The following is a 24,334-nucleotide window of genomic DNA, read 5'->3' on the forward strand; positions in this document are numbered from 1 at the left end:
ACACCCTGCCCACCCCCGCCGACCGCCTCTACCTGGTCCTGTCCGAGCCGCCCGCCGAGGAGTGGTCGGTCGACGCCGTCCACGAGGTCTTCGGCGTCCGGGTCCTCTGGCGCACCCCCGGAAGCTGGGGCGGTCAGGACACGGAAAGCGCCCTGGGCTCCGGCCAGGCATGACCCCGGTACCGGGAACGACCCGCACGATCTGAGGCACGAAAGGTCCGCCGCGCCCTTGAACAGCGGTGTTCCCCTCCACGAGGTGTCGCGGTGGATGGGGCACGCCTCCATCAGGGTCACGGCGGACCGCTACGGCCACCTCACCGCCGACGGCAGCGAGCGCTGCCGGCAGGTGCTCGGGGCCGTCTTCGACGGCACCGGATCAGCGGATGCCGAGCGCGCGCAGGGCGCGGTGCTGACTCGGTGCTGGCTTTGCCGGGAAGAGGATGTAGCAGATGCCTCCCGTACCGCTTCTGACCCGGCCGTTCGCGTCGTAGCGCTTCGTCCTCAGCCAGATGTTCTCGAACTGCTACAACGCGCCGTACCAGAAGCGGTACCGCACGGCAAACGACCAGCTCAACGGCGTGGGCCCGTCCCCCGCGGAAGGGCCCACGCTGCCCCCGTGCTGACTCGGTGCTGACCCCCGTTGCCGTCCGTTCCGGTCCGCTCGGGCCCGCCGTGCTGGTTCGGTGCTGACTCCGCCCACCGGCCCGGGACATCGGCGCCCTACCCGCACCACACTCCCCCACTCAGACGGCCAACCTCTCACCGAGGGTGACCGACTACCAGAGGAACGGACAACGCCTTTGGCGCGGCCGCTCCTCCTCCATACCTTCGTCTTCACCAGAGGATCAAGTCATCCGGAGGCATCATGACCGAGCCGCTCTGGGACGTCGCCGCCCTGGCCGAGTTCCTCGGAAAACCCGTCTCCTGGATCTACGACAACCACGCCAAAGAAGCCATCCCCAGCTTCCGCATCGGCCAGCAGTTGCGCTTCTCCCCCGTCGAAATCCGGGAATGGATGGAGCGCAAGTGCCGTGCAACGAGGTGAGCAACACGCATTCCACGGCCTGCCCCCCTGCGACTGGATTTTTCCCTCAACAGCGCGCCGTACCGGACCACAGCAGCAGACAGGCTCGATGCGTTCTGGCCACAGCTGCTCTTGTATCGAATGCTGATGAGACAGCAGGAAGGGGCAACTTGCAGGACGACTTGCTGGTGGTCGAACTCGACTTGGAGAGCGGATGCAAGGTGCATGCCGCCGAGCGGCCGGTGTAGCGCCGCTGCGCCCATGGGCGCAGCGGCGCTACACCCGCTGTGTGCTTCCACCGATTCCACAATTTCGAGGTCCCGAAAGGGACCCGGGTACCGCTGGTGATCCACGGACGCCTGAGCGGAAGGGTCCGACCGCACTTCGCGCATCCGGCCGGAAAGCCTTGGCCGGCGGCCGTCATCCCAGGACGGTCTGGCACCTCACCACCAAACCCCTGGCCTGATCGCCGCCAGCAACCGCGGCCTCTCCTTCCTCTCCGCGCAGGGAAGCGTGGCCGCGTACCTGACGTACTGGCTGGAGAACGTCGCCGTCCACCACCTCCGCGAGAACACCCACACGCGGTACGCCGCCTGCGTCGATCGGTACCTGATCCCCGGCCCGGTTGAGGAAGCTGGCCAAGCTCACTGCCAGGGACGTCCGGACTTGACTCAACCAGCTCCGCGCCACCTGCCAGTGCTGCACGCGCGGCATCGACACCCGGCGCGACCAGCCCCGCTGCTGCGCCGCCGGCCAGTGCTGCCGCAAGCTGCTCTCCCCGCTGACACTCACCTACATCCACTCCGTCCTCAAGTCCGCCCTGGAGCACGCCGTCCGCGAAGAAGAGATCCCGCGTAACGTCGCCCGCAATGTCCGCACCGGCACCCCACGGCCCCGACGCTTCGAACCCCTCACCTCCGACGAGACCCGCCGGCTCCTCACCACAACCCAAGGCCACCAGCCACACGCCCTGTTCGGACTCGCTCTTCACACCGGGCTCCGCAAGGGCGAACTCCTCGGCCTGCACTGGGAAGACCTCGACCTCGGCACGGGCACCGCCGCCATCCGCCGCACCCTGCAGCGCACCAGCGCAGATGGCATGTGCGATGGGTGACGAACGAGTCGCCCGTAACAGTCAGTGACAATCCGATCCTTCAGAGGTGGGCCGACCTCGTGGACCGTGAGGCCGCCTTGCGGATCGATCCGGGCGACTCGATCCTCGTCGACCCCGACAGTCGGGTTGATCCACGGCTGACGCTGTACACGACGCGCTCGGCGTACGCGAGACTTGCTGCCTCGACGCGGAAGAACTACGCCACCGACTCGTGCCTGTTCTTCAACTTCCTGTGGCAGCGCGGCAAGAGCTGGGACGAGGGGACCGCCGAAGACCTGCTGGACTTCGAGGACTGGCGCCGGTGGTCGCCGCGGAATCCGCAACGGATCGGCGGCTCGAAGTGGAACCGCGAGTTGGCGGCGCTGCGGCGGCTGTACAAGTGGGCGGTGGGCATGCGGTACATAGCCGTGAGCCCGGTGGTCGAGCGCGAGGTCATGGGCCGTCACGGGCAGATGATCAGCGTTCCCGCCGCCCGTGCGAAGGATGCCCGCGCTAGCAACGCGAAGTGGCTCACGCCGAGGGCGTATCGGATGTGGCGGAACGTCGGCCTGCGCGGCTACACGCCGGAAGGCCGCCAGGACCCCTCGTTCCGGGGCCGGAATGACGACCGTAACGCGGCCTACTCCGACGTGCTGTTCTCATCCGGGATGCGGCGCACGGAGGGCGGGTCGCTGTTGACCATCGAGATGCCGGACCTGGTGGGCGCCGCGCGGAACTACTACGACGGGAAACTGGCCAAGGAGGCGACCAAGAGCAAGCGGGAGCGGACCTTCTGGGTCTCGGCGGAGTCGCTGCGGTCGACGGAGACTTACATCCGGACCTCGCGCCGGGCGGCGATCCGCCGGGCCCAGGCCAAGGGCCGCTACGAGGCTATGCGGGACGTGTGGATCGTGACGAGCCGCTCCGGCTTCGAACAGCGTGACCTGCACTTGGTGGACGAGTCGGGGGAGATGTTCGAGCGGAACCTCACCACGCTGGACGTCGAGGAGAGGCAGAGGCTGTTCATCGAAGGGGAGGGCGGCCCTAGTACTCCAGTCGCAGATCGCTATCGCTGCTGGTCACAGGCACCTTCTCAAGGCTATTCGGCTGCCGTGGCGCCTGGTGCCGGAAGTTCGTAACCTTCACCGCGGCGGCCCGTTGCGATTGTCATGCAGGATGTGCGGCCCGACGTCTGGTCGGCGGAACTGGAAGAGGTGCTCGTTCGGGTCGGTCATCGGTTCGGGCGAGTGGACCTGCGGCGGCAGATGAGGGCCTATGTGAACGGTCTGCTCGGCCTGGTGGGCCGGAAGAACAGCTGGCAGCTGGCCGAGTACGTAGGCCACCGCACCCCTGCGGGCCTGCAGAATCTGCTGAACCGTGCGCGCTGGAGTCCTGACGAGGTGCGTGATGACCTGCAGGAGTATGTCGCCCAGAAGCTTGGGGAGCCGGGCGGTGTGCTGATCATCGACGACACCGGCTTCCTGAAGAAGGGCACCGTCTCGGCTGGCGTCCAGCGGCAATACTCGGGGACCGCAGGCCGCACGGAGAACTGCCAGATCGGGGTCTTCGCCGCCTACGCTTCCCAGCGGGGACGAGCGCTGGTGGACCGGGAGTTGTATCTGCCGAAGTCCTGGACGGCGGACCGGGACCGCTGCGGGGCGGCGAAGATACCCGAGGACCGTGACTTCGCCACCAAGGGTGATCTGGCCAAAGTCATGATCCAGCGGGCCCTGGCCTCGCCACTGCCCATCGCCTGGGTGACCGCGGACTCGGCCTATGGCCAGGAATGGCGGTTGCGGCGGATGCTGGAGGAAGCTGGCGTCGGTTACGTCCTGGCCGTCCCGAAATCCCAGCCCGTCCCTGCGCTGGGCCGGATCGATCTCGTTACCGCCCAGGCGCCGGACGAGGCCTGGGAGCGTCATTCTTGCGGTGAGGGGGCGAAAGGGCCGCGCGTCTACGACTGGGCTGCGGCGAAACTGCTGGCCGTCTACGACTTCGATGGCGATCAGCCCACGCACGACCGGTGGGTCCTGGCCCGCCGCAGCCTCGCCCGGCCGGAAGAGATCGCCTACTACCTCGCCTACGCACCTGTCGGCACAGAGGTTTCCGAACTGGCCCGGGTAGCCGGCAGCCGGTGGGCGATCGAGGAATGCTTCCAGGCCGCAAAGAACGAATGCGGCCTCGACCAGTACGAGGTCCGCCGCTATCCCGGCTGGTACCGGCACATCACTCTCGCCATGCTGGCTCGCGCCTTCCTCGCGGCCATGTCCGCCACTGCAACGACGGCAAGGGGGGCCGCAGAAACGGTTCCGGTGCCCTTGCGCCCCTCACCGTGGCAGAAGTCCGGAGGCTCCTGGCAGTTCACCGTCCCCCACCGGCACACCGGCGGAAAGCCGATCACGCGTTGAGCTGGTCCTGGTGGCGGCGTCGCCACCAGGCAACCGCACGACGCTGTCACTACCGTCGCCGCCGCAGTGAAGGTTACGAACTTCCGGCACCAGGCGCCACGGCAGCCGAATAGACTTGAGAAGGTGCCTGTGACCAGCAGAGATAGCGAACTGCGACTGGAATATTAGCAAGCCGCCATCACCACCCTCAGCAACACCCCCCAAGCCCAACGTCGCTCCGTAGGGCTCGTAACACGATCTTGTGATGTTGCCCTGGTCGGCGTGACCGCTGGAATGATTCGGCCGTTTGCAAGGGGTGAGCAGCAGGCCGTGGATCGTGGACGACGAGTTGCGGGTGCTGATCGAACCGCTGCCGCCCTGGCCCGAGCGGGCGCCGGAACCGGTGGACGACCGGCGGTGCCTGCAGGGCATTCTGTACGTCTCTACAACGACATCAGCCGGCAACTACTGCCGTCGGAACTGGACTTCGGCTCCGAGCAGACCTGCTGGCGGAGACTGAACCGCTGGCACGAGGCCGGTGTCTTCGACCAGTTGCACCATATGCTGCCGGCGAGGCTGCATGCGGCCGGCGAGCTGGGCTGGTCGCGTGTCTGTGTGGACGCTTCCCACATCCGCGCGGAAAAGAGGGCTCCGGGACCGGTCCGTCACCGGTCGACCGCGGGAAGACGGGCAGTAAGCACCATCTGATCTGCGACGGACGCGGGTCCCCGCTCAAGGTCATCACCACCGCCGCCAACGTCAACGACGTCACTCAGACCCTCGCCCTGGTCGACGGCATCCCACCGGTGGCCAGCAGGCCCGGCCGCCCCTGTCACCGGCCCGAGGCCCTGCTCGGCGACCAGGGCTACGACTCCGCCCCCAACTGGCGCGAACTGCGCAGACGCCGGATCCTGCCGGTGATCTCCCGCAAGGGCGCCCCGAACATCGCCGGCCTGGGCGCCCTCCGCTACGTCGTCGAACAGGCCGTCTCGCTGCTCCACCACTTCGAGCGGCTCGCCGTCCGCTGGGAACGACGCCTCGACCTGCACGACGCCCTCATCTCCCTCGCCTGCGGCTTCGTCTGCTGGAGACGCCTCAACAAGCCCCACTCATGATCGTGTTACGGGCTCGTAGCACCGGCTTCCCTTCCAGCAACGCCGACGGCCCTGCGAGATGCCTCGCAGGGCCGTCGGCGTCCGACTGCGTTGCCGTCAAAGCACCTGGGCTGTAGCCACCAAGGGACCCCGACCTCGGAATTCAAGAATCCATGAGGATGACATTAAACGCCACCGGACCATTTCCATGACCAAGCGTGGACCAGACGCTCCCGACTGACTCCAGCGTATCCATCAGGAGAATTTTATCACGCTTCCCACTCTCTTTCAGAAGAAGGTCGCGTTCAGTGATCACCGTCAGGTACTTGGACCGCGGAGGAAGCCAGCTAAGATCCTGCAGACAATCCTCAAGGGCAGACCAGTTATTTCCAAAATAATCAGGAAACTGGAACGCCCGAGCGAATTCCTGCATGACTCCCACTTGATTCATCATGCTTGCCCCGGAGAGAACTACTACAAGTGAGTCGTCGTCCGCTCCCGACGTCACGCACTGAACCTCAATACCAACGTCAGAGGAGTGCACCCACGGCTCCCGCGGCGTCCACCACGGGTCAATACTCGCCTGCTCCACGACGCTCACCTATCTCATCCGATGGAAGTTCTGATAGTGGTCATTAGTGTAATACGCCGACCCGTCAGACCCCGTTACGAGCCTTTCAGGGCCACGGTTTACGCCAGGCGTGTGCGGGTTTACATCGTACTCATAATAGGAAATTGAATTCCCTTGAGCGTCAACCGATGGCAAATATCCTTCCTTATTTCCGAAGGGATGCATCTTACCTTGCCACTTCGGGAGGCCGTAGCCGGGCGGACCCACGCCGCCATGCGCATCGATGTAATCGAGTGTCTCCTGATCATTTCGCGGAGCCGGGCCCATGCGGATTTCGCCCACTGGACCACACGCAGATCCTCCACTGTTATGGACCAGTATCGGAGTAGCCCCCGCCAGCACATAGTACGTGTGCTCGCCAGGCGGCCGTCACCTGCATTTTCGCTGGTCAGCGAATTCCGGCCGGTCCGTAGGTGTGCGTGGAAGTGCCGTGCTGTGCGCCCCTGTTGCCGTCGGCGTTGCCGTCAGACGGCTGCGCGCGTGAGGGCGGTGGAGTGGGCTTTGGCCGGTGTCCTGCCCGAGTTGGGGTCGGGCATGGTCAGGGGGCCGTACGCTGGCCCGGCAACTCGGGCAGGCTGTGATCCTGCCCGGAATTTGAACGAGTGGCCCCCTGGCCTTGCCCGACGCGGGCCCCGGCCCGGGGAGGTGGGTAAAGCCCAAGACCGGGAAGTTAGGCGGGTATGCCGTCTGTCAAGACTGCGGTGACGGTGGTTGACGCGGCAACGGAGCCCCTGTCGAACTGTGAGTGTCGAGGTCACGGTCCAAGGGAGCTCCGTTGTCTGTTCAGTGTGCCACCGCGCCGCAGGCGCGGGGACGGTTTGGGGTGTGGCTGCCGGGCCAGTTGGGGGCGTTGACCCGATGGGTGCCGCCGCAACTGGTGGATGAGGTGGTCCGGGTCACGGGTCGCACCGAGCGTCGGGTGCGGCTGTTACCGGCCCGGGTGGTGGTCTACTTCGTGCTGGCCATGGTGTTGTTCGGCGACTGCGGCTACCGCGGGGTGTGGGCGGCGCTGACGGCCCGATGGCCGCACACGGCGGTCCCCGATCCCTCGACGGCGGCGCTGCGACAGGCTCGCCGCAGACTGGGACCGGAGCCGCTGGCGCTGCTGTTTGACCGGTTGCGCGGTGCGGTCGGCACTGCGGCCACGCCCGGGGTGTTCTGGCGGGGGCTGCGGCTGGTGGCCTGGGACGGCACCTGCCTGGAAGTGGCCGACAGCGAAGCCAACGTGACTCACTTCCGCCGGCACGCCTCCCGCACCACGCGCCCGGCTACCCCCAGGTGCGGCTGACCGCGCTGGTCGAGTGCGGTACCCGCGCGCTGATCGACGCGGTCTTCGGACCCCAGCAGTACACCGAGCTGCCGCAGGCTCGGGCCCTGTTGCCGTCGCTGCGGCCGGGGATGCTGCTGCTGGCCGACCGGGGTTACGACGGTTACGAGGCGCTGCGGGATACCGCGGGCACCGGCGCCGACCTGCTGTGGCGGGTGCAGAGCGGCCGCCTGCTGCCGGTGATCGAGCCTCTACCGGACGGCACCTACCTGACCCTGATCACCGAACGCCGCTCCGGGGACCGGCTGGCCCGGTGGCTGCACCGCGGCCGCATCGCCCCCATGCCCACCGGCCTGACCGCGCTGACCATGCGGGTGATCAGCTACCAGATCACCACCACTGCAGCGGACGGCGCCTGCCGCACGAGCACCGTGCGCCTGGTCACCACCCTGCTCGATGCCCAGCGTTATCCGGCCGCCGAGCTGGCCGCGCTCTACCACCAGTGCTGGGAGATCGAGACCGCCTATTTCGGGCTGAAGGTCACCCTGCGCGGCGCCGACCGCGTCCTGCGCTCCCGCACCGTCGACGGCGTCGAGCAGGAGCTCTACGCCCTGCTGGCCGTCTACCAGGCCACCCGGCGGGCCATCACCGAGGCCGCCACCGTTGCCGGTCTCGATCCCGACCGGTTGTCGCTGACCGTCGCGCTGCACACCATCCGGCTCACCGTGGCCAACGCCACCATCGGTGCTTCCTCGGTTTTGACCGCGGCCCTGGTCCACCCCCGCAACCTGGCCCCGGCCCGACGCCGCTCCCGCACCAGCCCCCGCTGCGTCAAACGCACCCTGTAGCCGTATGCCTACAACAAGACCAAGGGCAGCGTCGGACGCAAGGCCGCCGTGACGGTCACCGTCACTCTGACCTGCCACCCCACCACCGAACCACCCTAACTTCCCAGTCTTGGGGTAAAGCCCACGGAGCCGACCGCCCCCACGTCCGGACCTTCGGCTCAGCCAACTCCCCGCCATCGCCTTGCCGTCGGCCTGGCGTTCGCCGTGCGGGCGCGTCCGGCTCTCTCCGCGCTTCCGGTCGTCCGCTGTGCTGTCTTTGCGCGGCCTGGTCGCTGGCCGGCCCGCGGTGGCGGAGCCGAGAGCGGGCCGGGTGGGCGGCCGTGCCGCGCGCGATCCGCGTCAGCGGGTCGCCTTGAACAGGGCGTCGAACTCGTCGTCATCAAGGAACTCCTCGGCCACGCCCACATCGGCGTCACCGCCACCGTCTACGCCCACGTACGCCTCCGCCTCCAACGCGAAGCCATGACTGCCCTCGGCAACGCTCTCAACCGCCCCTGACCCACGCACGGAAACGGCGGGGAACACTGCTGATGTTCGCCGCCGTTGCCGTCAACTACTGCCGTCAGGGCAGGACGTAACGCCCCATAACGGTCATGAAGCGGCCCCGCCTCTTCGCCTGAGCGAAGAGGCGGGGCCACCCCTGTGGATGATCAGACGATTGGCTCGCCCGCCACTCCGCTAAATCCAACGAGTCCGTTCCTCTTCGCCATGTTGAGAATCTCCGGGAGATAGTCAAGTTGGCGGACCGAAAGGGTCAGGAGGACGTACTTGCCTGCATCGTCAGGCTCCTCCTCCAGGTCAAACTGAGACGGCTCCAGAACGTCGTTCACGTCCGGCCACCTAGCCAGCAATTCCTCCCGAAACCGCAACACGTCGGGGCTTACGGCGAGGGCGCTAGTGTCACCTTCAGCGAGGGCGTCAAAGACTTCCTCGGGGTCCCCGACGCAACGCTTCCAGAAGCCGAAGTCGCTACTCACTGGTCATCCTCTCAGGTTAGGGGTTGCAGATCGGACACTCTGTACTGCGACGGACTACCGAGGTTTCAAACCCGTACGTCTTCGCTAGCCATTCATCCTTCCTTCGCTGGCCCCTTGTGTAGTTCGATTTATTCACCTTCACCTCGTAAAGGTGAAGATTGCCGTTTGGCTGCCTGACCGCGATATCCACTTGACGAACGCCGTGGGGAGTCCAGAGTTCGAGCCCGTTCCCGTAGCTCTCGCTGTATATATCGGACTTCTTGTAGAACTTCTCAAACGTCGCCGTCATTTCATCAACACCGGCGGCACCCCTGGCTTTGTCGTGCTGACGGACGCCACAGTTGCTGTTGTGAACGAGTACCGGTGTCTGCCCCGCCAGCACATAGTACGTGTGCAGGTCTGCGACGGTGAGATTGTGCACCTCAAGGTGTCGAGCGTAGTGCTTGACGGCCGCGATCCTGACATGGCCACCGCTGCTTGTCTGCAGCCGCTGACCCGGCTGGAGGTCAGCGGCATCGACCCACTCACCCGTTGCCTCGATCCAGAAGGGATGGCCGTCAGTGGCGACGACGGACTGCTTTGCAGCAGCCTCGCCCTGCGTCTCGACTGCGATCTCCACGAGATCCTTATCGCCTCTGCCGACGATTTCTGCGGTGACGGCTTTACCGGAGATTTCACCCGTCCTCGGATCGGCAGCCATGACCTCGTCGCCGATCTCGACGTCCTCGATGGGTTTGGCCGTACCATCGGCCATCAGTACCAGCGTCCCCGGCGTGAAACTGTTGGATGTGAGACATTTCGCGGGAATACTGTCTCCGCGTCGTATCCCGCTCAGAATCGCCTTACCGAAGGTCTTCGCCAGCTTCCCCGCTCCTGCGCTGACGAAGGAGATCCCTAGGTCTATAAGGGCCGACTTGCACGCTTCCCCTGACCCTTTACCCAAGCAGTCGTAGTAGTCGCGCGCCCCGATTATCTCCAGAAAATCGGTGTCGGGGGTGGTGCCCAGCCATCCGAGGTGACCCACCGCTTGACAGAAACTGCTAGGGCTTCCCGTCATGGGTATGCACTGAGACCGTGCCCATTGCTCCACGTTGTGCTGGTAGTCGAGTTCATCACGGTAGGTGGGGAGTTCGGCGATCTCTTCTTCGGTGGGAACCGTGACTCCGCCGAGCACAATGCGATCCGGCTTGGGGGTGCTAACAGGTCCTCCGCCCACGAAACCGCCCAAACCACGGTTACTGGACCCGCTGCTACCAGAACCGCCCTTCTTGGGCTTGGGGCTGGGTTTCTTCGGACAGGCTTCCGAAGAACCGCCGGCACCACCGCAGGCGAGGATGAGGCCGGTGGGGTCGGACCAAGTGAGGGGGTTGTTGTTGGCGTAGGTGTAGCCGTGGATCTGCTGGGGGTCGGCGAGGTCCATGATCGGGTCGACGGAGATGAAACGACCGATCGCGGGGTCGTACTCGCGGGCGCCGAGGTGGGTCAGGCCGGTGGCGGTGTCGGTGGTGCCGCCGACGAAGCCCTTGGTGCCGGGCCAGACCTCCGGTTGCTCGCCACGCGAGCCGCCGAAGGGCAGGCTGCGACGCTGGGTCATCGACAGGTCGCTCGCGTCGATGGCGAGGTGGCCGGTGCCGTGGTGGTCGGCGATGGTGAAGGAGACCGTGCCGTCGTCCTCGATGACGGCCTGGTGGCCGCCGGGGAGGCCGACGTAGCGGGTGGCCTTCGGCTCCGTGGTGCCCTTGGCGAGGGTGACCTCTGTGTGGCCGAGGTAGAGGGTGGTCTCGGTCGGGGTGCGGCCGATGAGCCGGTTGCCGTCGGCGTCGTAGAGGTACTCGGTGACCTGGTCGTCCTCGCCCTCGACGGGTTCGGTGACCTTGGCCAGGTGTCCCTCGGGGTCCCAGGTCAGCCGCTGGGTGTCGCCGCCGAGCGTGCGGGCGGTGGTGTTGCCGGACTCGTCATAGCCGTAGCTGTCGCGGGCCGTTCCGGTCGGTCCGGTGGTGGTCACCGAGGCCAGTGTGTGCGGCTGCGGGTTGCCGGGCGCGGGGTAGTCGTAGGCCCGCTCGATGTCCTTGGCGGTGTCGCCGGTGGTGTCGTGCTGGGTTTCGGTCAGCCGGTTACCGGTCTTGTCGTAGGTGTAGGAGTGCCAGTAAGGGGCCGGGCCGCCGAGCACTCCGGCGCTCGGGGCGTCGGCGCAGGTCTGGGTGGGCTGTGCCCACGCTTGGGTGAGGCGGCGCAGGTAGTCGTAGGTGAAGCACTGGTTGTCGGTGCCGGAGCGGGAGACGTCGGTGATGGACAGGACGTTGCCGGCCTCGTCGTAGCGGTATGTGTTGTGCCGGTCGACGCCGTTGATGTCCTGCCGGTCCACACGGGAGGTGGCCAGGCGCTGGGTGCCCTGCTCGTAGGTGTTGGTGATCCAGGTCCTCGGGCTGCTGCCGGAGGAGCCGAGCGAGTACTGCAGTGGTTTGCCCGTGAGGCTGTAGGTGACGTCGGCGTCGTAGTCGCGCCCGAACACCGAGGTCGTCCGCAGAGTGCGGTTGTCGTAGAGGTAGGTGGAGCCGCCCCCGGGCAGGGAGCCTGCGGCCGAATAGCTGACGCCCCCGATCAGGCCGGAGGGCTTGTAGGAGGTGGCGGTGTGGTAGGTGCCCGCCAGGGCTCCTTCGGCGGAGGGGATCTCGACGGCGGTCCTGATCGGCCGGTAGTACCGGTCGTACATCGTCACCTTGGAGGTGTACGCGTTCCCGTCGTCGTAGCGGACGGCCTCGGCCAGGTGTCCCTTGGCGCCGCTGATGGTGTCGTAGACCCACTTGGCACGCAGTGTTCCCGTCGCCGAGCCCTCGCGCAGTTCGGTCTGGCGGCCCAGGCCGTCGTGGACGTGAGCGAGGGTGATGCCACGGGCGTCGGTGGCCGATGTCAGCAGGCTGCGGTCGTCGTAGCGGCTTGTCGTGGTGCCCTTGTCGGGGTCCTTGGCCGTGATCTGACGGCCGAGCTGATCGTAGGTGTATTCCCAGGTGTTGCCCTCGGGGTCTATGACCTTCGACAGCTCGCCCCGGGGGGTGTAGCGGTAGGCGGTGGTGTCGTAGGGGGCGTCGGCCGCGCGATGGTGGTGCTGGCGCAGTTCGGTGGTCTGCCCGCGAGCGTCGGTGAGGGTGGTGGTGGCAGTTCCTCCGGCGGGCGGGATGACGGTTGTGCGGTCGCCTCCGTACAGGGTCTTGGTGGTGTTCAGGACGGTGCCGCCGTCGCCGTTGCCGGCGATCTGCCGAACCTCGGTCTCCCGGCCGAGTCCGTCGTAGAGGTGGCGTGACTGGGTCTCCACCGACAGGGCGTTGTCCGGTGCGAAGAGGTTGATGCTCGGGTTGCCTTCGGCGTGGTACGGGGCGAAGGTCTTGGCTATCAGGCCGCGTTCGTCGTAGAAGGCGTCCGTGATGATCCGTCCGGCCTCGGGGCCGGGGGCCTGGGTCTGACGTTCGCGCAGGAAGCCGTCGTAGATGGTGTAGGTGATGTACTGGCCGCCGCTGTGGTTGGGGATCCTGTTGGCCACCGCGACCGGCTGGTTCTCGTTGACGTAGTAGACGAACTCGTGGTCGGGGACGGAGCCGGTGAGCTTGCCGGCCAGCCAGACCTTGCTGGAGCGGCCCAGTGCGTCGTAGGCGAAGGCGGTGCGGACGTTGTTGGCGTCGTAGACCGCACTGGGCTGGCCGCGCAGCGGCTCCAGTTCCGTGGTCGTGGTCAGTGCCGAGGTGCTGTCCCCTTCGACCGCGGGCGGCCCTGTCTCGGTCAGCTTCGTCGGGATGCCGGTGGTCGGGCTGTATGCCTTGGTCGTGGTGCGGCCGTCGGTGCGGGGGGTGCGGACCAGTGTGCCGTCGCCGGTGACGGTGAGGTTCGCGGTCAGGTCGGTGGTGGTCAGCTCACGGCCGTAGGAGTCGAAGGTCGCACCGGATTCCAGGTAGGTGGCCGTGGTTCCGTCGTGCTTCTTCAGCACCGCGCTCGCAGTGGCGTCGCCCTTGGTGGGGGCATCACCGTAGCCACCACCGTCGTAGGCGGTGCGGATGTCGGAGATGACGTCGCTGGAGCGGTCGGGCGTGGTGGCGCAGTCCTTGGTGACGGTCTCCACCCGGGAGGGCAGGGTGAGGATGTTCTTCTCGGTGTTGGTGGCGTAGGTGGTGCGGGTGCACCGGTTGTCGGCGGCGGTGGAGTTGTCGGCCCGGTCGTCCACTTCGGTGATGCGTCCGGCGACGGTGTCGTACGTTTTCGACGAGGATGTGATGCGCCACTGACTGCCGGCGCCGTCGTCCAGTGAGGTCCAGGTCCTGGTGTGCGATGTGCCGGTGAAGTTGGCGGTCACCGTGCCCCACTCTCGGACCTTCCTGGCGGTTTCGTGGCGCCAGGGCCGGTTAACCGTCTTGCCAAGGATCTTTCCGCCGGGCGCGGAGTAGGTGACGGTCTTGTAGGCGAACCCGCTGGCCGCCTCGTGGTCGGTGATGGGGTCGCCCTCTCCCTCGCCGAGGGAGACGGTGACGGTCTTGGTGGTGTCCCCGGAGGTGTCCTTGCGGTCGCCGTGCATGCCGCGCAGGAAGTAGGTGTCCTGCTGCGTCTCCATGCTGCCGGTGTCCTGCCCACCGGTCTGCACCCGCACACGCCCGTAACCGCGCCACTGGGACCAGGTCTTGTGCTTCTCCTTGGTCAGGCCGTCGTCATCGTCGTAGTGCCAGGCGGCTCCGCCCAGGTAGCTGTAGCGGGTGACCTGGTCCGGTGACCCTCCGGTGCGGTCGGTGGCGGTGACGGAGGTGACGACGTACTTGTTGAACCAGTGCAGCTCCGGGTCTTCCTCCGCCGATCCGCCGATGTACTGCGGGAAGCAGCGGGTGGTGTTGGTCTGCGGGGTCGGCAGGGAGGCGGAGTCGCAGGCCGAAGCCGAGTAGTTGACGTCGATCTGGCCGCCGGACTCGTCGGCCACCGTCGACAGCCGCTCCTTGACGAACGGCGCGTATCCGTCTCCGGTCTCGTCCAGCCGGTTCTCCAGCTGGGTGTAGTCGAGTGTGGTCTTCGGCAGGGTCACCGTCGGGCTGGCCGTGTGCCCGGTGCGCTGGATGCTGTCCAGCAGGAGTTGGTAGTCGATGTCGGCCATGCCCCAGCGGTGGCCGAGTTTCCAGGAGTCGACCTTGCCGTAGGAGCCGTCGGGCTTGAGGACGTGGGTGGAGACCTCGGTCAACCGCTTGCGGGTCCAGAAGGTGGGCGACAGGCGCCGGTCACAGTCCTCGCCGGCCTCGCAGTTGAGGTCCCAGGGGGTGTCGTACCAGTAGAACGCCTGGTCGTCGATGGTGTCCGCGGCGCAGGTCACCCCGGTCTTGGGCAGGCAGCGTTCCGAGCTGGTGAAGACGACTTTGGCCAGCGGCTCGGCCGCGTACATCCTGGAGGACTTCAGCCCGTACTCGATGCGGTCCAAGTGGCCGCCGCGGTCGTAGCGGGTGTCGTCCGACGCCTTCAGGTTGCGGCCGTAGGAGTTGGTCTCCTTGTCGTAGTAGTAGGCGATGGCGTTGCCGTGCCGGTCGACGACGTAGTCCAGGTTCCAGCGCCATGCCTGTCGGCACCAGGAGTCGGCGAAGGCGGAGGCATGGCAGGGCTCGCCCGCATCGTCGCCGAAAACGGGGACGTTCCAGGTGGAGTCGGTGGTCTCCTTGCCCGACGCCCAGCCGGGGAGGCGGTTGTAACCGAAGTAGAAGCGATTTCCCTGCGGGTCTGTCAGCCGCCAGTACTCCCCGTTGTCGTCGCCGTTGCCCCGGTTGGTGGAGGTCAGCCTCTTGATGAGGGTTCCGTCGTCCTGTCTGAACTTCCACTCGTCGTCTCCGGCCGGGACCAGTTCGCCGCCCTTGCCGTTGAACGAGATGAACGCGTTGTCGTAGCCCCAGCACAGGTCGCCGGGCTTGTTGCCGTCGGCGTTCTTCACCCCGTCGTCGGAACAGGGCTTGTAGCGGCGCTCGATGTAGCCGGGCCACAGCTCGAAGCCGTCACCCACCCAGGAGGACTGGTTGTTGGTCGAGCCCGTACGGCCGTCGATCGTCGCCGAGGAGTAGGACAGGCCGACGTTCGGTTTCAGACCACCGGGTACCTCCGGCACTGGCATGCCGTAGGACCAGGTGAAGTCTCCGGTGTTGAGGTTGGTGTCCCAGGTGGCGGACGGGGAGAGCTGGGTGGCCTTGTAGTCGCCTTCCATCCCCTGGTCGTCGGCGACTGCGGCCAGCACGGTCGGCGCGTCCGAGCGGAGGGTGACGGCTTCGGCCGTCAGCTTCTGCTGCTCGATGTCGTTGGCGGTGGGTACCGTCCGGCGTGTCGAGCACCCCTTCTTCTCCGGGGTGGTCAGTGCGCACCCGGGCAGCTCCACCAGGATCAGGCGGGAGGCGTAACCGCCGCCGTAGGACTGCGCGAAGGCGGAGTAGTCGACCGTCACGCTTGTCTTTCCGGCCTTGGCGCCATCACCGCTCCGGGGGGAGAGGCTGAACAGCAGACCGTCAACGCCCGCCTCAGCCGCCCGCTTGCGCCCCAGGACACGTGCTTCGACCTTCCCTCCGGCCGCGGCCTCGGCGGCTCTGGCCCGGGTCCCGGGGTGTCCGGTCTCCGGCCCGGGGACACCGAGCGCGATCGGCAGTCCCTTCGCCTTCCGCGGAGTGGGGGCTGCGGAGCCGCTCGCCGTGGCCTTGGGGAGGGCCACCACGTCCGTGTCGGCCTTCGGCCAGGCCGCCTTCGGGGCTTCCTTGGGCGTCTTCGGCCCTCTGTACACCTTCCGGGGCTTGACCTTGATGCCGTCCTTGCCGGCAACGGTCTTCTCGGCCGCCGGCAGGCCGGGGCGGCCTCGCCCGTCGTCGGCCGCGACCGTGGGCGTGGCCACCGCCTGCAGCAGCGTCCCCACCATCACGGCCGACACCGCCAACGCCGTGTGGTGCCGCATCTTCATCACGAATCTGTTCGGTCTGCCGCTCATCCCTGCCCTCATCCCTCACCGCAAGCGCCGCTTCCGGGCAGAGGACTGCCCGTACACACGAAGGCGCGGAAAAACACGCGTGTCATGCCGGAAAGCCGCGTGGGTGTGCGGAGGGCCGGCCCTCCGCACACCCACACCGTGGTCAGTCCGTATCGGGTACTTCGGTCGGTACTCCGTGGACCTGGTCGACCAGATAGGACACCTGGGCGTCGCTCAGTGCCCCCTGGAAGGCCCATACGTCGTCCACCAATCCGGGCCAGTACTCGCGGCCCGCGCCGGCATCGGTCGTCCTGCCCACCTGGAGGGCTCCGGTGGCCTTGAACGACAGCACGTTCTCCGCCCACGGAATCCGGTCGGTGCAGGAGGCGTTGTCCGCGTTGCCGTCGTCGTCCGCGTCCACGCAGGCAACTTCCTCGAGCGTGCCGTTGACGTACAACCGTGCTTCCTTGGAGAAGCCGTCGTAGACGAGTGCCAGGTGGTTCCACGACTGCGCGTCGTAGAAGGAGGCTTCGTTCTCCATCGATGCCACCGGCGAGCCGGCGCTGTCCGCTTCGGAAACGGTGATCTGCCAGCGCCCCGGATGCTCCGGATCGTCATCCGGCAGGTATCGCACAACGAAGGCGTTTTGGTGAGAGCCTTCCGCACTGAGCAGGGTCACCGGGGCCTCGGGGATCGCGGCGGCCTTGGCCCAGGCCGTCGCGGTGAAGCTGGCGCTGGTGTCCACTGGCACAACATCGGTGGCGGCGTAGTCGTCCACACCGTCCAGTTCCAGGGAGCCGAAGCCGATCCACGAATCCATGCCGCCGACCGCGCCGCCGTGGAGGGTCATGGGGCGGCCCTCCGGGGAGGAGTCCGGGGTGGTGACCGGGGAGGTCCCGTCGGTGGACTCGAAGTTCCAGCGGCCCTTGACCAGCGGGCGCTGCTTGAACAGCTGCTGGATTTCGGCCGCGGAGGCGGGGCGGTCGAAGAGACGGACGTCGTCGATGGCGCCGGGGAAGAAGTTGCCCATGACGCCGCTGTAGGAGCCGGCGCCGAGGTACATGGACTGGTTGGCGTAGAAGGCGCCTTCCAGTGTGGTGGATCCGGCCTTGGTGCCGTTGACGTACAGGGTCAGGGTGTCGGCGACGGTGTCGTGGACGCCGGCCAGGTGGGTCCACTGCCCGGCGTGGGCGGTGGTGCCTTCCGGCTGCATGGCGCGGATGAGGCCGGAGCCCGCGCTGTCGGAGGCGTACTGGTTGACCGCCCACCGGTCGTTGGCGGCCGAGTAGTACAGCTCGAAGCCGGGGCGTGCCCGGCCCGCCTGGGCGGCGATGATCGCCGCACGGTCGGGTTTGTCGTCCAGTTTGGCCCAGGCGGAGATGGTGAAGCTGCGTGCGGTGTTCACGTGCGGGCCGCTGGTCTGCCCGATCCTGGCGTAGGCGTCGGTGCCGTTGAAGTGGGCGGCCTTGCCCGCCACGCCGGGCTCGCCGGGGGTGACGCCGCCGTGGAGGCGGGCGGGCAGCACATCGCCGTGCCCGGTGATCTCGGTGGCGTCCGCCTCTTCGTCGAGGGGGAAGACCGCCACAGCGGGGCGTCCGGGGTCGCCGACCTGCTGGTGGGCGCCGAGCTTGCCGACCTCGTTGGCGGTGAGCGGCTTGTCGAAGAGCTGGAGGTCGTCGATGGCGCCGGGGAAGAAGTTGCCCGTGGTGCCGTTGTAGGAGCCGGCGCCGATGGTCAGGCCGCGGCGGGCGTTCCACGGGGTGGCGTACGGGGTCTGGCCGACCAGGGTGCCGTCGACGAACAGCTCCAGCATGTCCCGGGCGGAGTCGTAGGAGCCCACCAGGTGGGTCCAGGTGCCGGTGCTCACGCCGCCGGGGGTGTCGGCCATCGCGCGGACGATGCCCGCGCCGGCCTGGTCGGCGGCGTACTGGTTGAACACCCAGCGGTCGAAGGCCTGGGAGTAGTACAGCTCGAAGCCGGGGCTGTGGTTGCCCGGCTGGGCGGCGACGATCGCCGCACGGCCGGGCATCGCGGAGAGCTTGACCCAGGCGGAGACGGCGAATCCGCGGCTGGTGTCGACCACCGGGATGTCGGTGGCCGCGTAGTCGTCGGTGCCGTCGAACTCCACCGCGGTGCCCTTCTTGCCCGCCGCCCCGGGGGTGGCGCCGCCGTGCAGGGTCGCGGTGCGGGCCGGGGTGGAGCCTTCGGCCTGGGTGGCGCCGGCCTCCTCGTCCATCTGCCAGGTGGCTCGCTCGGGCTGCCCGGCCTTGACCCGGAAGTGGTAGGTGCTGATCTCCGATCCGTTGCCGGCCGCGTCGAAGGACATCACGGTGACGAAGTTCGCCCCTGGCTTCGCCGGGAGCAGGTCGATGGCCCTGGCGTCGCCGCCTGAGGTGGTGACCTGATTGGACGGCAGGGGGTCGCTGTTGAGGCCGTACCGGTAGCGAGTCACATCCGTCGAGGACGAGTCCACCATGAAGGTGCCGTACTGGCCCACCCCGTCGTACCAGAGGTCGTCCGGGTTCTCCGGGTCCGAGGCTGGATACTCACCCGAGGAGACCGCCGGAGCCTTGGGCTCGTTGGTGTCGTAGACGAAGTAGCAGCCGGTCGGGTCGCCCGCGTAGGACCACGGCGAGTAGTTCCCGTACCCGGTCGAGTCCGTGTCCCGCACACGCGCGTACCAGTGGATCTGCGTGTTCCTCGGAATCGTCGTCGGCAGTTTGATGGAGAAGCTGGAGCCGGACTTCTTGTAAGTGGACAGCGACGGTTTCCACCGCGCGATCAGGCCCTTGCCGTCCCCGGCGTCCCACTTGGCCTGGAACTGCACCGCGACGTTGTCGCCGTCGGGGTCGGTGACATCGCTGGCGTAGATCGTGCCCAGGCTGCGCACCCGTGCCGCGTCCGCCGGCCGCTTGCAGGTGCCGCCGTACTCCATCGTCAGCTGCGACATCTTCAGCTGGTAAGGCGGACGGTTGTACTTCACCCGCAGGAACGCCTTGTCCGAGAAACGCTTCCATCCGTAGCGGTCGGTCTCGCTGGAGGCCCGCAGTCCGAACGTCATCGTCGACCACTTGCCGTTCGCGGCCTGTTGGACCGCCGACTTCACGTTGAACTCGGCGTCCTTGGCCGCGCAGCCTGAGTATCCGTAGGCGAAGGACTCCGTCTTCAAGTGGTCGATCCAGAAGTCGGAGTTGTTCTGGCTGTTCCAGGTGGTGGAGGAGGAGATGCCCTTGGTGCGCCACAGCTGCACCCCGCGCGCCGTACACGACGCCGACCACACGTTGCGGACGACGAACTCCGCCGACAGGATCGACTTGCCCGCGAACTTGGAGACCGGTATCCGGTAGAACAGCCGCTTGGTGTCGTTCGGCTTGCAGTAGTTCCAGCCGCAGTAGCCCATGCCGGAGTCCGACTCGCCATTGAACTTCCACTGCGGGGAGGAGGCCCAGTACTTCGACGCCATCGTCCAGGCCGAGGCACGGGGCGAGTACCACTGCGGGTCGATGAATACCGGGTAGACCGTGTCCGCTCCGCGCAGCACCTCCTGGTCGGGGGTGAGGACCAGCTCGCTCCCGTCCTCGGGGACCTCCACGTCCAGCGGTGCCAGCTTGCCCGACTCGGCCGCGCCGGGCTCCCCGTCGGCCTGCCCGGTTTCGGCGGCCGTCTCCTGGGCCGGGGCCTTCTGCGCCGCCGCCTCGCCGGTCCCACCGGTGCTGGAGTCCCACATCAGCGGTGTCGGCGCCTCGAAGACCACGCCCTTGGCGCCGTCGTCGACCGCCTCCAGTCCGCCCTGGGTGGTCTCACGGACCTCCATCCCGTCGGCCGCCAGGCTCAGGCGCAGCTCGGCCAGCTCGGGGCTGGCCGCCGCCTGCGCCGACTTGACCACCAGCAGCTGGGTGAAGCCGTCCTCCTGGGCCCCCATGCGCAGGTCCACCCCGGGCAGGACCTCCGGATAGGTGGCCGTGTCACCGTCCAGCCGCGGCTCCGGGAGCTCTCCCGGCCAGGTCAGGGCCAGCTCGCGTCCGGCCTTCTCCATCCGCACCAGCGGGGCGTCACCGCCACCGGAGAACTCCAGCCCCACCGTGGTCGCCTTCGGCGCCACCGCCCCGTCGGAGGTCGCGGCCAGCCCGGTGTCGACCGGCTGCCACTTGCCCTTCACCCGGGTACGGACCGGACGCAGATACTCACGCGCCTCCAACTGCCCGTCCGGAGTGGCGTAGACGTCGCTGCTCTCACCGCGCAGCGACAGGACCTCCACGCTCTCACCGGAACGCTTCGCCTCCGCCAGCGCCTCATCCTCGGAGAACGCCGACGACTGCTTCGGGTCTCCGCCCTCGGTGAGCACGCGCTGCGACCGGGGCTGAGCCGACGCCTCCTCGGCGAGACCGGGTGTCAGCCCCGCGACCAGCACGGCCCCCAGTGCGATGGCCACCGGGCCACCGAAGCCGCGCGTGCGGGCACGACGAAACATCCCCCGACCCCCCAGAGAAGACATGAAGATCACGTAAAGGTCCGGAGGAGACCGTAAACGCTCCACCACGGACCGGCCAGCCCCACCAAGCGGACATCTAGCTCTCAATGAGACACCAAACACGGAGAGTTACGTGACGTGTGTCACGTATGCGTGTTGGTCACGGCAGGCCTCAGGCGCGCTGCGCCTGGAAGTGCAACCCTCGCGGCTTGAGACATGAAAAGTCCGCCGTGCCCCTGAGTATCGGTGTTCCCCTGCACGAGGCGTCGCGGTGGACGGGGCACCGGACCATCGCGGAAGTCGCTGCACGACTCACAGCAGAAAGTCCGACAGGAAGCCGCGCAACGTCGGGAGAGCGAAGCCCGTTACATGCGCCAACTACGCCACGGCCAACAGCGGCGGACAGCAGATGGCCGCCCGGCACCGCCCTCAGCGCCCCCATGAAGGCTGCGGTGCTCAGTATGCAAGCGACCGCTCTCCTCCGAACTAAGGGCTGTCCCGCAATGGCTCGGGAGCTCGTGGCCCTGTCATTCTGCAGGTTGGCAGCGAGGCTGTGGGAACAGTTGAATGCCCTCGTGACGGACTGGACGCAGGTGGTCGATGCTCACGGGGCGGTTGGGCGGGTGCCACTGCTCCTGAATCAGGTGGAGCGAGAGGAAGCACCGGAGGCGTGGGACGAGCTGTGGGACCGTCTCTGCCTCCACGGTGAGACGGTCTCCGCGGCGAGCTTCGCAGCTCTCCCGCGCTTGGCAGCTCTAGCTCCCGCGTGTGCCCAGGCACTCGAATTGGCCAGTGCCATCGTGCGTGGCACGTTGCGGCACCCCGACGGTGAAGCTCTGCTCGCGGGCTGTCCGAACGAGGTCGACCGGTTGCGGGAACTCGTGGACCAGCGGCTTCGGACGCGTCCGGCCGACTACAACCGGCTTTTCGGTGATCTGCTTGCCCTTGCAGGGCAGTACCACTGGAGCGCCTCCTTGGGGGACTTCGCCGACGACTTCTATGCCGTGTCCTGCCCCGGCTGCGAAGCGGAGGTGACCATCGCCGTCGGCGACTACGGCTGCTACGCGGCCATTCGAGACTGGGATCAGGGCGACATCGAGCGACGGTCGCTGCGGCCCGCCCCGGCCGATGAGCTTCGCGACCCGGGCCGATGGATGCACGACACAGCCAGCCGGGACGGGCAGCAGCGGCTCGCCGAGGGGATCAGATACGTCTTTGGCCGGGCAGAGTGTCCGGCTTGCGCCAGTGTGTTCAACATCGCGGAAGCGCACACGACCGCGAACCTTCCTCCAGCCCCTGAAACGTACTGAACAGGGAGAGGCACCCCGGCCACTTGCGATGATCTTGAAATGGCTGGCGTCATCACGGCTTCGGATCCCGCGTGGATACCCCCGTTCAGCGGGCTGAGCCCAAGGCAATTCGGCAAGCTGATCACCGCGCTCCGGCGCGAGGGCGCCGACCCGGTCCGCCGGGGCCGGCCGTGGGGCCTGCCGCTGGAGGACCAGGTGCTGTTGGTCGCCGCCTACTGGCGCACCAACCTCACCCTGCGCCAACTGGCACCGCTGTTCGGGGTGTCCAAGTCCGCGGCCGACCGCATCATCGACCACCTCGGACCAGCGCTCGCACCCCAGCCCCGCAAGCGGTTCCGCACCGACACCGTCCTGATCGTGGACGGCACCCTGGTCCCCACCCGCGACCACAGCATCGCCGAGCAGTCCAAGAACTACCGATACTCCACCAACCACCAGGTCGTCATCAACGCCGATACTCGGCTCGTCGTCGCCGTCGGCCGACCGCTGCCCGGCAACCGCAACGACTGCAAGGCGTGGGAGCTGTCCGGCGTCAAGGCCGCCGTCGGCCGCACCACGGTGATCGCCGACGGCGGCTGCAGGGGCACCGGCCTGGTCATCCCACACCGCCGCGCACCCGGCCAGGCTGGCCTTCCAGCCTGGAAAGAGGAGCACAACCGCTCACACCGTAAGGTCCGCGCCCGCATCGAGCACGCCTTCGCCCGCATGAAGACCTGGAAGATCCTCCACGACTGCCGTCTCAAAGGTGACGGCGTCCACCACGCCATGCTCGGCATCGCCCGCCTCCACAACCTCGCCCTCGCTGGGTGACCGGGGAACGACGCTGGTCACCCAGCATCCCGTAGATCATTTACGGGACAACGCTTACAGGTCATCTCATTTGGCGTTCGGAACGCTCAAAACGAGCAGGGCAAGCTGGTGCAGCCGTTGGTAGTACCGGCGGCCTGATGGGTCGCTGATCTGCGGAATGACTCGAGCCAGGTCCTCAAAGCGGGCCTGCAGGATGCGTCTGCGCTTCGGATCGAGGGCGCCGCCGTTGTTGAGCCACGTGCAGACGCAGCCTGCGGTATCCGCGTCGAGCATCACCATGTCGATGCCTTCGAACTCAACACCTCGCAGGTCGGCGGGGAAGTCGGCGTCGAGGTGCTCCCGCCACAGTCGGGCCGCGTCCCGCATCTGCTCGGACCTGGTCACCGAGCCATCATCCTGCACACGGCCGTGTCCTCGGTGCAGGTCAGGTGTTCATGCGGCGGTAGCAGATGAGGGTGCAGGCGATGCTGGTGAAGGCGAGGAAGTGCTCGGCCTTGCGCTCGTAGCGGCGGTGAAGGCGCCGGCAGCCGGCGAGCCAGGCCATGGTGCGCTCGATGGTCCAGCGGTGCCGGCCCAGCCGCTGCGAGGTCTCGATGCCCTTGCGAGCGATGCGGTGCCCGATGCCCCGCTGGGACAGCCATCGCCGCAGGTGAGCGTAGTCGTAGCCCTTGTCCGCGTGGAGCCTTCCGGGCCGGCGCCGGCGTCGGCCGCGGCGGGAGCGGATCGGCGGTATGCCCTGCACCAGCGGGATCAGGGCCTGGCTGTCGTGGAGGTTGGCTCCGGAGATGCCCACGGACAGGGGCAGACCGGCCCGCTCGGTGATCAGATGGATCTTCGACCCGTACTTGCCCCGGTCGACAGGATTCGGACCGGTCAGGTCCCCCTTTTCAGCGCCCGCATGCTCACCGAGTCGATCGCGCAGCGGGTCCAGTCCAGTTCGCCCCGGCAGCCGAGTTCGTCCAGGACCAGGCGGTGCAGCTTGGCCCAGACCCGGGCCTTCGTCCACTCGGTGAACCGCCGGTGGGCCGTGGCCCCGGACGGCCCGAACGATGCGGTGGGCAGCTGCTGCCAGGTACACCCCGAGGTGGCCACGAAGATGATCGCGGCCAGCACTTCCCGGTCGCCGTGCCGGCGACGGCCGCCGCCCTGCGGCCGCGACGGCGCCTCCGGCACCACCCGCTGGAACAGCTCCCACAACTCATCCGGCACCAGCCGCTCAACGATCCCTGCCACGGCCAAGAGCCTACCCAGCCAAATGAGGTAGCTTCTTAGAGCGTGTCCTATGTGGTGCTCGGCTCGTTGGGCCGGGCATGGGGAGTAACCGGTGGGGATGGATCGTTCCGGACGGGCTGTGGGAGCTCGCGCGGCCGCTGATCCCGCCGGCGAGGGTGCGGCCGCAGGGCGGCGGGACGCAGAACACTCCTGATGAGGCGGTGTTCGCCGCGATCATCTACGTGCTGGTCAGCGG

The 24,334-nt window shown here is 67.4% G+C and carries 14 protein-coding genes and 6 pseudogenes; 12 read left to right on the top strand and 8 right to left on the bottom strand.

Annotated features, from left to right (window positions below; translation table 11 throughout):
• Positions 1 to 201: 201 nt before the first annotated feature.
• Positions 202 to 306: pseudogene (locus L7D48_RS29540) on the top strand (hypothetical protein); the annotation flags it as partial.
• Between the two features lie 69 nt (positions 307 to 375).
• Here the strand turns inward: L7D48_RS29540 and L7D48_RS08520 are convergent.
• Positions 376 to 522, bottom strand: a pseudogene (locus L7D48_RS08520) (peptidase C39 family protein); the annotation flags it as partial.
• Positions 523 to 864: 342 nt separating this feature from the next.
• Between L7D48_RS08520 and L7D48_RS08525 the strand changes: the two are divergent.
• From L7D48_RS08525 to L7D48_RS08545, 5 genes and pseudogenes are all read left to right on the top strand, one after another.
• Complete coding sequence (locus tag L7D48_RS08525) at positions 865 to 1,044, top strand: helix-turn-helix domain-containing protein (RefSeq protein ID WP_237878360.1); 180 nt, start codon at positions 865 to 867, stop codon at positions 1,042 to 1,044.
• Between the two features lie 444 nt (positions 1,045 to 1,488).
• Positions 1,489 to 2,125, top strand: a pseudogene (locus tag L7D48_RS08530) (tyrosine-type recombinase/integrase); the annotation flags it as partial.
• 71 nt (positions 2,126 to 2,196) lie between these two features.
• A complete protein-coding gene (locus L7D48_RS08535; protein WP_237878361.1) occupies positions 2,197 to 3,255 on the top strand; it encodes a site-specific integrase in 1,059 nt (352 codons plus the stop codon).
• 30 nt (positions 3,256 to 3,285) lie between these two features.
• Entirely contained in the window at positions 3,286 to 4,524 is a 1,239-nt protein-coding gene (locus L7D48_RS08540) for an IS701 family transposase (protein ID WP_256462586.1), read from the top strand.
• A gap of 295 nt (positions 4,525 to 4,819) precedes the next feature.
• Positions 4,820 to 5,618 (top strand): annotated as a pseudogene (locus L7D48_RS08545) (IS5 family transposase).
• Positions 5,619 to 5,760: 142 nt separating this feature from the next.
• On the opposite strand, the gene L7D48_RS08550 reads toward L7D48_RS08545, so the two are convergent.
• Positions 5,761 to 6,198, bottom strand: a complete 438-nt coding sequence (locus L7D48_RS08550; protein ID WP_237878362.1) for a barstar family protein — start codon at positions 6,196 to 6,198, stop codon at positions 5,761 to 5,763.
• Positions 6,199 to 6,570, bottom strand: coding sequence for a ribonuclease domain-containing protein (locus tag L7D48_RS08555; protein ID WP_374491708.1), 372 nt, complete (start codon positions 6,568 to 6,570; stop codon positions 6,199 to 6,201).
• 544 nt (positions 6,571 to 7,114) lie between these two features.
• Between L7D48_RS08555 and L7D48_RS08560 the strand changes: the two genes are divergently transcribed.
• The 3 genes and pseudogenes from L7D48_RS08560 to L7D48_RS08570 form a co-directional block, all read left to right on the top strand.
• Complete coding sequence (locus L7D48_RS08560) at positions 7,115 to 7,516, top strand: transposase domain-containing protein (RefSeq protein ID WP_237878371.1); 402 nt, start codon at positions 7,115 to 7,117, stop codon at positions 7,514 to 7,516.
• On the top strand, positions 7,507 to 8,343 hold the full coding sequence (locus L7D48_RS08565; protein ID WP_237878363.1) for a transposase: 837 nt from the start codon (positions 7,507 to 7,509) through the stop codon (positions 8,341 to 8,343). Before L7D48_RS08560 ends, L7D48_RS08565 begins: the two co-directional genes overlap by 10 nt.
• A 351-nt stretch (positions 8,344 to 8,694) precedes the next feature.
• Positions 8,695 to 8,841, top strand: a pseudogene (locus L7D48_RS08570) (site-specific integrase); the annotation flags it as partial.
• A 152-nt stretch (positions 8,842 to 8,993) separates the two neighbouring features.
• Here L7D48_RS08570 and L7D48_RS08575 read toward each other — a convergent pair.
• From L7D48_RS08575 to L7D48_RS08585, 3 genes are all read right to left on the bottom strand, one after another.
• Complete coding sequence (locus L7D48_RS08575; protein WP_237878364.1) at positions 8,994 to 9,320, bottom strand: hypothetical protein; 327 nt, start codon at positions 9,318 to 9,320, stop codon at positions 8,994 to 8,996.
• A 16-nt stretch (positions 9,321 to 9,336) separates the two neighbouring features.
• Positions 9,337 to 16,296 carry a polymorphic toxin-type HINT domain-containing protein gene (locus L7D48_RS08580; RefSeq protein ID WP_237878365.1) on the bottom strand — a complete coding sequence of 2,320 codons (6,960 nt, stop codon included), beginning with the start codon at positions 16,294 to 16,296 and terminating at the stop codon, positions 9,337 to 9,339.
• 142 nt (positions 16,297 to 16,438) lie between these two features.
• Entirely contained in the window at positions 16,439 to 20,746 is a 4,308-nt protein-coding gene (locus tag L7D48_RS08585; protein WP_374491711.1) for a LamG-like jellyroll fold domain-containing protein, read from the bottom strand.
• Between the two features lie 575 nt (positions 20,747 to 21,321).
• On the opposite strand from L7D48_RS08585, the gene L7D48_RS08590 reads away from it, so the two are divergent.
• Positions 21,322 to 22,056, top strand: coding sequence for a hypothetical protein (locus tag L7D48_RS08590; RefSeq protein WP_237878366.1), 735 nt, complete (start codon positions 21,322 to 21,324; stop codon positions 22,054 to 22,056).
• A 39-nt stretch (positions 22,057 to 22,095) separates the two neighbouring features.
• The gene (locus L7D48_RS08595; protein ID WP_237878367.1) at positions 22,096 to 22,866 is read left to right on the top strand and encodes a transposase; all 771 of its coding nucleotides are present in this window, start codon (positions 22,096 to 22,098) and stop codon (positions 22,864 to 22,866) included.
• Positions 22,867 to 22,932: 66 nt separating this feature from the next.
• Here L7D48_RS08595 and L7D48_RS08600 read toward each other — a convergent pair whose 3' ends face one another.
• Positions 22,933 to 23,250: a hypothetical protein gene (locus L7D48_RS08600; protein WP_237878368.1), complete on the bottom strand. Its 318-nt coding sequence runs from the start codon at positions 23,248 to 23,250 to the stop codon at positions 22,933 to 22,935.
• 40 nt (positions 23,251 to 23,290) lie between these two features.
• Positions 23,291 to 24,090, bottom strand: a protein-coding gene (locus L7D48_RS08605; protein ID WP_237878373.1) for an IS5 family transposase whose coding sequence is annotated in 2 segments (ribosomal slippage) — positions 23,291 to 23,751 and positions 23,751 to 24,090 — 801 coding nt in all. Because the reading frame shifts where the segments join, the coding sequence is not laid out codon by codon here.
• Positions 24,091 to 24,176: 86 nt separating this feature from the next.
• Between L7D48_RS08605 and L7D48_RS08610 the strand changes: the two are divergent.
• Positions 24,177 to 24,334, top strand: a pseudogene (locus L7D48_RS08610) (IS5/IS1182 family transposase); the annotation flags it as partial.

The organism is Streptomyces sp. ICN903, from assembly GCF_022015835.1.
Taxonomy (GTDB): domain Bacteria; phylum Actinomycetota; class Actinomycetes; order Streptomycetales; family Streptomycetaceae; genus Streptomyces; species Streptomyces fenghuangensis.

Bases quoted from the DNA above. Each gene is read 5' to 3' on its own strand.
- L7D48_RS08595 (WP_237878367.1), top strand. From the start codon at position 22,096: ATGGCTGGCGTCATCACGGCTTCGGATCCCGCGTGGATACCCCCGTTC.
- L7D48_RS08580 (WP_237878365.1), bottom strand. From the start codon at position 16,296: ATGAGCGGCAGACCGAACAGATTCGTGATGAAGATGCGGCACCACACG.
- L7D48_RS08585 (WP_374491711.1), bottom strand. From the start codon at position 20,746: ATGTTTCGTCGTGCCCGCACGCGCGGCTTCGGTGGCCCGGTGGCCATC.
- L7D48_RS08525 (WP_237878360.1), top strand. From the start codon at position 865: ATGACCGAGCCGCTCTGGGACGTCGCCGCCCTGGCCGAGTTCCTCGGA.
- L7D48_RS08540 (WP_256462586.1), top strand. From the start codon at position 3,286: ATGCAGGATGTGCGGCCCGACGTCTGGTCGGCGGAACTGGAAGAGGTG.